The organism is Rhodoferax sp. ZS1R8 (genome assembly GCF_056521325.1).
This window is the reverse complement of the sequence record NZ_JBWMBA010000167.1, coordinates 1-1099: the sequence shown is the minus strand read 5'-3', so window position 1 is coordinate 1099 and position 1099 is coordinate 1. Positions and strand designations below refer to the sequence as shown.

Annotated in this window: 2 protein-coding genes; both read right to left on the bottom strand. The window is 61.3% G+C overall.

Annotated features, from left to right (window positions below):
• Nucleotides 1-515 (bottom strand): GTP-binding protein (locus AC097P_RS24705; protein ID WP_479613057.1); only part of this gene is annotated, 515 nt, incomplete at its 3' end.
• Between the two features lies 1 nt (nucleotide 516).
• Nucleotides 517-1099, bottom strand: a 583-nt coding sequence (gene cysD / locus AC097P_RS24700; RefSeq protein ID WP_479613056.1) for a sulfate adenylyltransferase subunit CysD, incomplete at its 5' end; no start/stop codon positions are given.

Here is a 1099-nt window from a genome sequence, read left to right as displayed (position 1 = left end):
TTGACGGCGAACACGATGTTTGGCACGCGCAGCAGGTTGACCAGCAGCGAATGGCGGCGGGTCTGCGGCAGCAACTCCAAAGCGCCAGCGTCAGCCCACTTCAGTTTGGTGGCATCCACTAGCACGACCGCGGCATGCGCGCTGCTGGCGGCGGTGACCATGTTGCGGGTGTATTGCACGTGGCCGGGCGCGTCACCAATGATGAACTTGCGGGTGGGCGTGGCGAAGTAACGGTAGGCCACGTCGATGGTGATGCCTTGTTCGCGCTCGGCACTCAATCCATCGGTGAACAAGGCCAGGTCAGCCTCGCCGCTTTTGGAGACGTTGGCCAACTGGTCCAACATCACGGAGCGGCTGTCCACTAACAGGCGGCCGATCAGCGTGCTTTTGCCATCGTCTACGCTACCGCAGGTGATGCAGCGCAAGGCGCTTTGCGTATCAATGCTTAAGCCATTTAGGCCTGTAGCCCCCGATAAATATAAGGGTGTAGCTATTGTATTTGTAGCGATTTTCATATCAGAAGTACCCGTCTTTCTTGCGCTTTTCCATGGAGGCTTCGGATGTTTTGTCATCCATGCGGGTGGCGCCGCGTTCGCTGACGTCAGCCGCCAGCGTCTCGACCACGATGTCGGCCGCAGTGGCGGCCAAGCTGTCCACCGGGCAGGTGCAGGTGATGTCGCCTACGGTGCGAAAGCGCACGTCGCGGCTTTCGACCGTTTCGCCATCCTTGGCGGGGGTCAGGTCGGTGATGGGGACCAGCAGGCCCTTGCGCTCGACCACATCACGCTTGTGGGTGTAGTACAGGCTTGGCAGCGCGATCTTTTCGCGCTCGATGTACTGCCACACGTCCAGCTCGGTCCAGTTGCTGATGGGGAACACGCGGAAGTGTTCGCCGGGTTGCAGGCGGGTGTTGAACAGTGTCCACAGCTCGGGGCGCTGGGCCTTGGGCTGCCACTGGCCGAAGCTGTCGCGGTGGCTGAAGATGCGTTCCTTGGCGCGGGCTTTTTCCTCGTCGCGGCGGGCGCCGCCGATCAGGGCGTCAAAGCGGAATTCGTCGATGGCTTCGAGCAGCGTCACCGACTGGTGCACATTGCGCGAT